Consider the following 11,232-nt stretch of genomic DNA (forward strand, 5'->3'; position numbering starts at 1 on the left):
CGGGCGGCGGGCGTCCGGCCGCGGTGTCCGCCGGTCGCCGTCGGGCGCCGCGATCCGGACGCCGCCGCCCGACCGGCCTAGCGTCGAAGCACGAGCCGCGCGCGCACCCGACGCCCGGCCGCCCATCCGTCCGATCCGCAGGAGGAGAACCATGACCACCATCGCCATCGTGGGGGCCGGCACCGGCCTCGGCGCCGCCGTCGCCCGCCGCTTCGGAGCCGAGGGCTTCGCCGTCGCGCTCATCTCCCGCAACCAGGAGCGCGTGGACGACCTGGCGCGCACCCTGTCCGACGAGGGGATCACCGCCCGCGGGTACGCCGCGAACGTCCGCGACCACGTGGCGCTCGCCGCCGCGCTCGACCGGGCGGCCCAGGACCTCGGGCCTGTCGAGGTGCTCCAGTACAGCCCGCTTCCGCAGAAGGAGTTCCTGCGGCCCGTGCTCGAGACGACGCCAGGCGACCTCGTCGGCGCGTTCGAGTTCTCCATCCAGGCGCCCGTCGCCGCCGTGCACCAGGTGCTGCAGGGGATGCGCGTGCTCGGGCGCGGCACCGTCCTGTTCATCAACGGCGGCACCGCCGTGCAGCCGCTGCCGAAGTACGCGGGCACCTCCATCGGCTTCGCGGGCGAGAGCGCCTACGGGCAGATGATCCACGAGGCGCTCGCCGCCGACGGGATCCACGTGGGCCAGCTGATCATCCCCGGCGCGATCATCCCGGGCCACGAGAGGAAGGATCCGCAGGTCCTCGCCGACACGCTCTGGTCCATGCACACGGAGCGCGGCGACTTCCGCCGCTTCGCGACCTCCATGGACGACGAGTAGCGATCCCGCCGCCCCGCGCACGACGAAGGGGAGGACGAGCGACCCGGATGCGCTCCTCCTCCCCTCGTCGCGGCGACCCCGAGGGCCGGCCGGCGACTACTTGGCGGGCGTGGCCTTCACCAGGAACTCGACCGTGCCCTGGTCCTCGACGCTCACGAAGCCGAGGCTCGGGGCCTCGACGCCGTAGTCGGAGAACGTGACGGGGATGGATCCGCTCACCTGCACGCCGTCGCCCGAGAGCGCGGCCTGCAGCGGCACGGTCACGGTCTGCGTGACGCCGTGCATCGTGAGCTCGCCGGTCGCGTCGACCGTCGCGACCTGGCCGTCGGCGGGCACGGCCGCGTCGACCGGCTGCGTGAGCGTGAACGTGGCCTTCGGGTACTGGTCGACCTGCATCGCGGTGCTGCGGAAGTACTCGTCGCGGGGCGCCGCGTCGGTGGCGATGCTCGCCACGTCGACGTCCACGGTCGCGGCCGAGAGGGTGGATCCGTCGACCGTGATGGTGCCGGTCACGTCCTCGGTCTTGCCGACGACGGTCACGTCGGTGCCGTTGAGCACCTCGGCGACGCGGTAGCCGGCCGTGCTGCCGGTGCCGATCTGCCACTCGCCGGACAGGTCGCTCGTGTCGAGCGTGGAGTCGGCGGGCGCGGCCGAGACGGACGGGGCGGCGGCGGGGGCGCCGACGATCACGTCGCGGTAGAAGGCGGGGCCGAACGCGGCGGCGCTGACACCGAGCACGACCACCACGGCCGCGCTCGTGCCGAGGATGATCTTGGTCTTCTTCTGCATGGGGTCTCCTGATCCGGATGGTGCTCGTCTGGCCGACGCGAGAGGCTGCGCCGACATCAGGGACGACGGACCAGCCGCGGAGAACGTTCACGCGCTCAGGGTCCTGCCAGGTTCGCGGATCCGCCTGCGGGACGCGCAGTGCGTGCGCGGCCGACTCCGGGCAGACGCGGGACCGCCCGCCGACGTGCGTCGGCGGGCGGTCCCGGTCGTGCGTGCGGTGCTCCGTGGATCAGCGGCCGGTGGGGTTCCAGCCGTCCGCGCCCTGGAGGTAGCGCTGCGCCGTGAAGGTCGCCGCGTCCGCGTCCGACAGCTGCGGGCGCTTGGCGGGATCCACGATCGCCGCGCCGGCACCCGTGTTGCGGTGCTCGGAGAAGCGGCCGGCGGTCCAGAGCGTCACGGCGTCCCAGTCCTTCCACGGCTGGGCCGTGTTGATGCCCGCGCCGAGCTCGGTGTCGCGCACCACGACCTGCGCCTTGCCGGTCGTGGAGTACGGGCGGCCGAGCGCGATGGATCCGGCGGCGCCGTCCGTCACGATGCGGCTGTCCGCGATGAGGAACCCGTACGCCGAGCCCGCCGCGATGGACGAGTCCGTGAGCGAGGCGCCCGGCCGGTCGAGCACGTGGATCGTGCTGCGGTCGACCACGGTGACGGCGCGGCCGAGGATCAGGTCGGACCCGCCCTCGATGTACGAGCCGGTCACGTAGACCCGGCTGTAGGTCGTGACGTTCGCGGTGGAGACGAGCAGGGTCTGCTTGTCGCCCAGCAGGCGCACGTCGTCGAGCACCTGCTTGTCGCCGGACTTCACCTGCACCGCGGTCGCCTGCGCACCGACCGCGGTGGCGACGCTCTGCACGGTCACCGCGCGGAGGGTCCACTGCGGGGCCGAGATGGTGAGCGTCGCGACGGCCCCGCCGGGGGCGGTGAGGATCACGTCGGCCGGGTCGCCCGTGGCGCCCACGACGTTGACGCCGTAGCGGTTGCCGGAGACCACGCCGCCCGCGTAGGTGCCGGGCTTCACGAGGATCGTGCGGTACCCCTGCGCCGTGTAGTCGGCGTTGTTCGGCAGCGAGCCGGTGGCGGGATCCGTGGATCCGAGCACCTGCGCGAGGCTCGTGGCGTCGCCCGAGCCGTCGGCCGCCACCACGATGTCGACCTTGATCGGCGTCGCCTTCGCGACCGCGGAGGCCGCGGAGGAGTTCGCCGAGCCGTCGGTCGCGACCACGGAGTACGCGTACGCCGTGCCGATGGCCGCGGTCGTGTCGACCCAGCGGGTCTCACCCGGGCCGACGGTGCCGACCACGCTGGATGCGCCGTCGCCCGCCGAGCGGAGCACGTCGTAGCGGGTCACGTCGTCGTCGGGCGACGCGGTCCAGCGCACGGTCACGGATCCGCGGCCGAGCTCGGTGGACACCTTCGCCGGCACGGCCGGGGCGACCGCGTCGCCGGCGCGCGGGGTGCCGGTGGCGATCGCGGAGGCCGCCGAGACGAGGCCGGTGTCGTCGATCGCGGTCACCGTGTAGGCGTACGCGGTGTCGTTGACGAGGCCGGTGTCCGTGAAGGCGGGAGCCGTGAGCGGGGTGGCCGTCAGCTTCTCGCCGTCGCGGTACACGTCGTAGCCGGCGATGTCGGCGTCGGCGTTCGCGGTCCAGGAGAGGAGGACCTTGCCGTCGGCGCCGGTCGCGACCACGCCGACGGGTGCCGCGGGCGGCGCCGTGTCGACGGGGCGCGCCTCGGCCGTGGCGGGCGCGGAGGCGTTGCCCGCCGCGTCCACCGCGACGACCGCGTACCGGTACGTCGTGCGGTTGGCGAGCCCCCGGTCGGCGAAGGACGGCTCGAGGCCGACCGTGCCGACGAGGTTCGCCGCCGTGATCGCGACCGGGCCCGTGGTGGAGCGGTAGACGCGGTAGCCGGCGATGTCGTCGGCCGTCGACGCGGTCCAGGCGAGCGACGCCGAGGCGTCACCGGCCGTGGCCACGAGGTCGGCGGGCACGCCGGGGGCGATCACGTCGGCCGGGGCCGCGGGATCCGCGACGGCCGGGTACCACGTGGGTGCCCCGAGCCACTGCGACACGGTCGCTCCGAGCGACTCCGCGGGGGAGAGCTGCGGACGGTTCGGGTTCGTCGTCGCGCCCTCGCCGGTGTTGGCGTACTCGGCGAAGCGGCCGAGGGTCCACGGCTCGTTGGACGGTCCGGCACCCCACGGCTGGCTCGCCTTGACGCCGGATCCGAGCACCGTGTCGCGCACGACGGCCTGGCCGACCGAGCGCGGGGTGAACGTGTCGGCCCAGGCGCGGTAGGGGCGCCCCAGCTGCACGTTCGTCGCGCCCGTGGTGTCGACCCGGCTGCCGATGAGCAGGAAGCCCTTGGCGTTCTCGGCCGTGCTCGGAGTGAGGACGGTGCCGTTGGTGCGGACGGAGATCGTCGAGTCGTGGACCACGAGGGATCCGCGCCCGAGGAGCACGTCGTTGCCGCCGGTGATGGTGGAGCCGGTGATCATCTGGCGCGCGGCGACCGTGTAGGTCGACGTGTCGGCGAAGACCGCGCGGCCCGCGGAGCTCGTGATCGCGGTGCCCGCGAGGAGCACCTTGTCGCCGGTCATCGACACCGCGGGGGCGTTGCCGGTGGCCGTCGTGTTCACGATGGAGAGGTTCCGCACCGTGACGCTCGAGCCGGTGATGCCCAGCGTCGCGGTCGCGGTGGCGTTCGTCAGCACGGTGTCGGCCGCGGTCGAGCCGGATCCGACGATCGTGACGTTCGACTTCGCGACCGTGGTGGCGCCCGTGTAGGTGCCGGGATCCACGCTCACGACCCACTCGCCGGTGCCGGAGGCCGCGTCCACGGCCTTCTGCAGCGTCGGGTAGTCGCCGCTGCCGTCGGCGTGCACGGTGGCGTCGACCTTCAGGGCCGGCGTGGCCGCGACGCTCGCCGAGGCGGGCGACTCGTGGCCGGCCGCGTCCACCGCGCGCACCGTGAAGGCGTACGCGGTGCCGTTGGCGAGGCCCGTGACGGTGGCGGACGAGGTGGCCGTCGTGGCGACGAGCTGCCCGTCGCGGTAGACGCGGTAGGCGCGCACGTCGGACTCGGTGCTCTCCGACCAGTCGAGCGACACCTGCGCGGCACCCGGCGCGGCGACGAGGCCGCCGGGCGCGACGGGTGCCGCATCCGTGGCCGGCGCGCCGGTCGGGTCCCAGCCGTCCGTGCCGCCGAGGTAGGCGGCCGGCGTCTGGGTGAGGGCGTCGGATGCGCTCAGCTGCGGGCGCTTGTCGTTCACCGTCGCCGCGGGACCGGTGTTCCGGTACTCGGCCAGGCGGCCGTCGGTCCACACGTTGGGCGCGAAGTCGGTCCAGGGCTGCGCGACGGCGATGCCGCCGTCCAGCCAGCTGTCCCGGATCACGGTCTGGCCCCGCGAGATGTCGGCCTGCGAGCCGTCGCCCCAGCCGCGCCACGGACGCCCGAGCGCCATGGTGGGCGCGTCGTCGTCCGCGGTGATGCGGCTGTCGACCACGAGGTAGCCGCGGCTCTTGGACGCCGTGCTCGGCGCGAAGACGGTTCCGCCGTTGCGGGTGGTGGCGTGGATCGTGACCCGGTCGAAGACGGCCGTCGCGCGCCCGAAGACGAAGTCGACGTTGCCCGCGATGTAGCTGTCCACGTAGTACTGGCGCGGGTAGCCGGTGCCGTCGGCGGTGATGTTGCCCGACGCGTCGGCGTTCAGCGTGTCCTGCGCGCCGAGGAGGCGGACGTGCCGGTACGTCTGGCGGTCGCCGAGCGCGCGGAGCGCCACGGCCTGCGTGTTGTTCGGGCCGATCTCGGGGTGCGCGGCGGACGAGAACGAGTTCTCGATCGTGAGGTCGCGCACCTCGACGCCGGACCCGGACAGCGTCGCGGTCGCGCTGCCGGCGGTGCCGCACGTGGCGGCCACGACGGCCGGGCACGTGGTGGCGCCCTTGGCGGTGCCGTTCGCGTTGTCGTAGGTGATGACCACGTCGCGCGGGTCGCCGGTGGTGCCCGCGATGACGACGTTCGCCTTGTTCGACGACACGACCTCGCGGTACGTGCCGGGCTTCACCAGGATCACCTTCTTCGCCGCCGCGGTGCCCCCGGGGATGGCCGCGAGGGCCGCCTGCAGCGTCGTCACGTCACCGGATCCGTCGGCCGCCACCGTGATGTCGGCGACGAGCGGCTTCACCGCGGGCGTGCCGGTCACGACGTCGGACGGCGCGGAGGCGTTCCCGGCCCGGTCGACCGCCACCACGAGGTAGCGGTACTCGGTGCCGTCCAGGAGGCCGCGGTCGAGGTGCACCGGCTTGGCGACCTCGGCCACGAGGTGCGCGGCGGCGGCGACCAGGGCGTCGGATCCCGTGGCGCGGTACACGCGGTACCCCACGACGTCGCTCTCCGCCCCGGTCGACCAGGAGAGGCCGACCTGCTTCTCGGCGGCGGTGGCCGTGAGGCCGGTGACGGCCGCGGGGGCCGCGTCCTCGTCGAGGGGCGCGACGGGGTTCCACCCGTCGGATCCGGCGAGGTAGGCGTACGAGGTGCTGTCGGCCGCCTGCGCGTCCGTCAGCTGCGCGCGATCCGCACCCGTGCTCGCACCCGGGCCGCTGTTCGCGTACTCGGCGAAGCGCGCGGTCTGCCACTTCGTCGTCACGCCGCTGTTGACCATGTCGGTCCATGCCGTCCTGCTGACGACCGGGCCGAGCCAGGTGTCGCGCACGACGACCTGGGCGTTCGCGTCCGGGTCGGCGATGGAGGTGCCGTCGGCCTGCTTCTTGCCCGGCTGCCAGGGGCGGCCGAGGTTCTGCGAGCCGTCGGGGGCGGTGCCGATGATCCGGCTGCCCGTGATGAGGAACCCGTGCGCATTGCTCCGGTCGGTGCTCGCCGCGGTGACCGCGCCGTTCGGGGTGGTGCCGTGGTCGAGCGCGTTGAGCGTGCTGCGGTCGATGACGACGGTGCCGCGGCCGAAGACGAAGTCGACGTCGCCCTCGATCCAGCTGTCGTGGAAGTACGAGCGCGCCGGGACGGCGGCGCTCGGGCTGTTGGCGTAGAGCGTGTCCTGGTTGCCGAGGAGCCGCACGCCGTCGTAGACGAGCCGGTCGCCCGTGGTGCGGAGCGCGACGGCCTGGCCGTTGGCGTAGGTGCCCTCGACGTACGCGTTCTCGACCGTGAGGTCGCGGAGCGCCACGTCGTTCCCGGTGATCACCAGGGTCGCGCTGCCCGAGGTGCCGTACGTGTCGGCGATCCCGTCGGTGGTCGTGCCGGTGGGGGTGCCCGCGGCGCGGTCGCCCGTGATCACGACGTCCTGCGCCGTGCCGGTGGCGCCGATCAGCTTCGTGTGCGGCTTGGCGATCGTCACGTACTCGGCGTAGCGGCCGGCTGCGAGCTGGATCACCGTGGGGTCCGTCGCGCTGCCCGCGGGGGCGGCGGCGAGGGCGGAGGCGAGCGTCGTGAAGACCGTGGTGCCGTTCGCGGTGGCCCGCGGATCCACAGTGATGTCGACCACGATGGCGGCCGCCTGCACGGTCACCTCGACGGCGTCGCTCGGCGCGGAGGAGACGCCCGTGCGGGAGTCGGCCGTGATCGCGTAGCGGTAGCTCGCGCCGTTGACGACGGTCGTGTCGCTGTACGCGGGGGAGTCGGTGGAGGCGATCTCCGCGAAGGCGCCCGTGGCGTCGGCGCGGTAGACCGTCCAGCCGGTGACGCTCGCCGAGGTGTCGTCGGCCCAGGTGAGGTGCACGACGCTCGAGTCGGCGGCCGCGACGACGCCCGTGGGCGTCGCGGGCACGACGGCGGTGGCCGCGACGACCGGGTTCCAGCCGTCCTTGCCGGCGAGGTACTTCTCCGGCGTGGCGTTGGCGGCGTCCTTGGCGGTCATCTGCGGGCGGTTCGCGTTCACGGTCGCGCCCGGGCCGATGTTCTGCGACTCGGAGAAGCGGGCGTCCTTCCAGGAGAAGGGCACCTTCACGCCCGAGCTGTTCGTGGAGGACATGTCGTCCCACGGCGCCGCGGTGTCGATGGCGGAGGGGAGCCAGGTGTCCGTGATGACGACCGAGCCGAGGGCCTTCGGATCCGCGCTCGGGTGCCACGGGCGACCCAGGTTCACGGTGCCGTCGGCCGCGTCGCTCACGATCTTGCTGCCCGTGATGAGGAAGCCGTACTTGCTGCCCTCGTCGGTGCTCGCGGCGGTGAGGTAGCCGTTGACCGCCTTGCCGCGGTCGAGCGAGCGGAAGGTCACGCGCTGGAAGACCGCGGTCGCGGCGCCGAACAGGTAGTCCACGTCGCCCTCGATGTAGCTGTCCACGTAGTACTGGCGGATGCGCGTCGTGGGCTTCGGGGTGTCGGCGAGCAGCGTGTCCTGGTTGCCGAGGAGGCGGACGCCGCGGGCGACGAAGCGGTCGCCCTCGACGCGGAGCGCCACGGCCTGCGCGCTGGTGATCTCGGGGTGCGCCTTCTCGTCGAAGGCGTTCTCGACCGTGAGGTTGTCGAGGGTCACGTCGGTGCCGGTCACGCGGATGACCGCGCTGCCCGCTGTGCCGAGGGTCGACTCGGGCTCGTCGGGGTCCGTGGATCCGGAGGCCTGCGCCGCGGAGATCACGACCTGCGCCGGGTCGGTGCCGAGCCCGTGCAGCATCACGTTCGAGCGGTCGAGGGAGAACGACTCGCGGTAGGTGCCCGGGTCGATGTCGATGCGGTGGTTCGCCAGCGCGTTCTTCGGGATCGACGCGACGGCGGCCGCGATCGTCGGGAACTGCTTGCCGGCGCCGACCGTGAGCACCGTGTACTCGACGGGGATCGCGACGGGCGCGGTGGTCGAGGTGCCCGAGACCGTGCTCGAGACCTTGGAGACGTTGCCCACGAGGTCGCGCGCGGTCACGCGGTAGAAGACGGGGACGCCCTGCGGCGCGCTCGTGTCGGTGAAGCGCGGCGGGGATCCGGCGGCGGCGGTCGTGATGGTCGACAGGAGCACGAAGGTGCCGTTGCTCGTCGTGCTGCGCGCGACGCTGTAGCCCGCGACGTCGGTGTCCTTCGGCGCGGTCCAGGCGAGGTCGAGGCCCGCCTTCGCGTTCGGCTTCACCGTGAGGGAGGAGGGCGCGGCCGGGGCCACGTTCGGGTTGTTGCCGGTGACGGCCACGTAGGCGGAGGTGTTGCCCGCGTGGTCGACCGCGCGGATCCGGTAGTAGGTCGTGGTGCCCTCGGTCGCGGCGGCGTCGGTGAAGGAGGTCGTCGGATGCGCGGCGGTGCCGGCGGCGGGGAGGAGCTGGCGGTAGACGTCGTCGGATCCGCGCGTGAAGACGATGTAGCCGGCGAGGTCGGCCTCGGCGTTGGCCTTCCACGAGATCGTCATGCCGCCGCCGTTCGCGACCAGGACGGCCTTCGGGCTCGACGGGGTCTTCGGCGCCGTCTTGTCGACGGGGATCGCGACGGACGCGGTGGCAGGGGCCGAGGATCCGACCGCGTTGACCGCGGTCACCTGGTAGTACGCGGTCGCGCCGGCGGGCGGCACGTCCGTGTACGTCGTGGTGGTGAGGGCGGATCCGTTCACGCGGGTGAAGGGGCCGGCCGCGCTCGTGCCGCGCGCGACGACGTAGCCCGTGGCGCCGGTCGAGGCGCTCCAGGTCAGCGCGACGGCGCCGGAGGAGGAGGCCTTCGCCGTGAGGGAGCCGGGCGCGGCGGGTGCGGTGGGCGCGCCCGCGGGCCGCTTCGCCGATGCGGTGGTGGCGGAGGAGGCGTTGCCCGTGAGGTCGACCGCGGTGATGCGGTAGTACGACGCGACGCCGCCCGGCGCCGGCGCGTCGGTGAAGGCCGAGGTCGTGACGGGGGAGGCGGTGAGGGTCGTGTAGGTGCCGCTCGACGAGGTGGAGCGCGCGACGACGTAGCCGCGGAGGTCGATCTCGTCCGAGTCGGCCCAGTCGAGCGCGACGCCCGAGGCCGAGGCGGTGGCCTTGACGCTCGAGGGCGCATCCGGCGCGGAGGTGTCCTTCGCGGTGATCTGCTTCACGCTCGACGGCTTCGACTCGTTGCCGGTCTTGTCGTACGAGGTGACGGCGTAGTAGCCGGTGGATCCGCTCGCGATGGCCGCGTCCGTCGCCGTGAGCGACGTCGTGGTCGCGACGCGCGATGCGGCGTTAGCCGTCACGGTCTTGGTGGCGCTCCGGTACACGCGGTAGCCCGCGAGGTCCGATGCGGAGACCTTGCCCCACGACACGACCGTGCCGACGCCGCCCGAGTACTCGGCGGAGAGGCTGCCGGGCGTCGAGGGCGCGCTGGTGTCGGCCGCGAGGGCCGGGTCGGCGGGGAGGACCGTGCCGGCGATGACGGCGCCGGTCACGAGGACCGCCGCGATGCGCAGGCGCGCGCGCGACGGGGCGGCTGCGACGGAGGCGTCGGAGCCGGGGATCGGCAGGGCAGGGGAGGGCTCGGAAGAGGAGCGGAGCATCGGGTGGTGTGCCTTCGGGTGAGGCGCGACCGCACGCTCGAGCTGACACGCGGGAACGTGGGGCACAGCTCGCGTCGGGGTGAGCGCGGATACGGCCGTCGATCGGGCAATGGACGGCCGAGGTCATTCATGCACACGCATGTGCAAACCGCAATGCCCCGGGGCTGTTCTCGAAAACTGCGCCCCGGACGGGGGGTGCGGATCCCCTGAGATGATTCCCCCGAGGGGTGAACCATCCGGCCGTCCATCTCGTCGTGGAGGGAGGAGGCACGGATGACCACGGAGAGCACGGCGCGCATGCGGGCGCTGCACGATGCGCACGCACCGGCGCTGCAGCGGTACGCGCTGCGGCTCACGGGGGATCCGGCGCTCGCCGAGGACGTCGTGCAGGAGGCGCTGCTGCGGGCCTGGCGCTCGCCCGCGATCCTCGCGGAGGACGACGAGTCGGCCCGCCGCTGGCTCTTCACGGTGGTGCGGAACCTCGTGATCGACGACCGCCGCAGCGCCTGGCGCGGCCGGGAGACCCCGACGGACACCCTGCCCGAGGATCCCGTCGCCGACGCGTCCGACGCGATCATCGACCGCCTGCTCGTCGCCGAGGCGCTCGCGTCGCTCTCCGCCGAGCACCGTCGTGCGGTCGTCAGCTGCTACCACCTGGGCCGCACGGTCGTGGAGACCGCCGAGCGCGAGGGCGTCCCGCCCGGCACGATCAAGTCCCGCCTCCACTACGCGCTCAAGGCGCTCCGGCTCGCCCTGCAGGAACGAGGAGTCACCCGATGAACGACCGCGCCGACGACATCCACGAGTGGGATGCCGCGTACGTGCTCGGCAGCCTGAGCGCCACCGACCGCGCGCTCTTCGAGGCCCACCTCGAGGGCTGCGACGCGTGCATGCGCTCCCTCGCCGAGCTCTCCGGCCTCCCCGGGGTGCTGCGGATGCTGCCCGTGGAGGACGCGCTCGCGCTCATGGACGAGCCCGAGGCGCCCGCCGTCCCGCAGCCCGCCGCCGATCCGCAGGACGCGCCCGCCCGCCCCTCGGCCGCCGCGCACCGGGTGCCGCGCCGCCCGCGTCGCGCCATCCCGGGTGCCTCCCGTCTGCCGCTGTCGCGTCGCATGGGCGGGTGGATCCTCGCGGCCGCCGCCGTCGCGCTCCTCGCGGGCGGCGCCGCCCTCGGCTCCGCGCTCCGTGC

The 11,232-nt window shown here is 73.6% G+C and carries 5 protein-coding genes; 3 read left to right on the plus strand and 2 right to left on the minus strand.

What is annotated here, in order from left to right:
• The first annotated feature begins 151 nt into the window (after window positions 1–151).
• Complete coding sequence (locus tag DZG00_RS07380) at window positions 152–820, plus strand: SDR family NAD(P)-dependent oxidoreductase (RefSeq protein ID WP_119382418.1); 669 nt, start codon at window positions 152–154, stop codon at window positions 818–820.
• A 96-nt stretch (window positions 821–916) separates the two neighbouring features.
• Here DZG00_RS07380 and DZG00_RS07385 read toward each other — a convergent pair whose 3' ends face one another.
• Window positions 917–1,609 (minus strand): YceI family protein, encoded by a 693-nt coding sequence (locus DZG00_RS07385; RefSeq protein WP_119382419.1) that lies wholly within the window; start codon window positions 1,607–1,609, stop codon window positions 917–919.
• Window positions 1,610–1,838: 229 nt separating this feature from the next.
• Window positions 1,839–10,043 (minus strand): pectinesterase family protein, encoded by an 8,205-nt coding sequence (locus DZG00_RS07390; RefSeq protein WP_158587797.1) that lies wholly within the window; start codon window positions 10,041–10,043, stop codon window positions 1,839–1,841.
• 273 nt (window positions 10,044–10,316) lie between these two features.
• Between DZG00_RS07390 and DZG00_RS07395 the strand changes: the two genes are divergently transcribed.
• Window positions 10,317–10,823, plus strand: coding sequence for a sigma-70 family RNA polymerase sigma factor (locus tag DZG00_RS07395; RefSeq protein WP_119382025.1), 507 nt, complete (start codon window positions 10,317–10,319; stop codon window positions 10,821–10,823).
• The coding region (locus DZG00_RS07400) for a zf-HC2 domain-containing protein (protein ID WP_199689799.1) at window positions 10,820–11,232 on the plus strand (413 nt) is incomplete at its 3' end. The genes DZG00_RS07395 and DZG00_RS07400, both read left to right, overlap by 4 nt.

Origin of the sequence: Clavibacter lycopersici (genome assembly GCF_003576405.1) — a bacterium.
In the GTDB taxonomy this organism is placed as follows: Bacteria; Actinomycetota; Actinomycetes; order Actinomycetales; family Microbacteriaceae; genus Clavibacter; species Clavibacter lycopersici.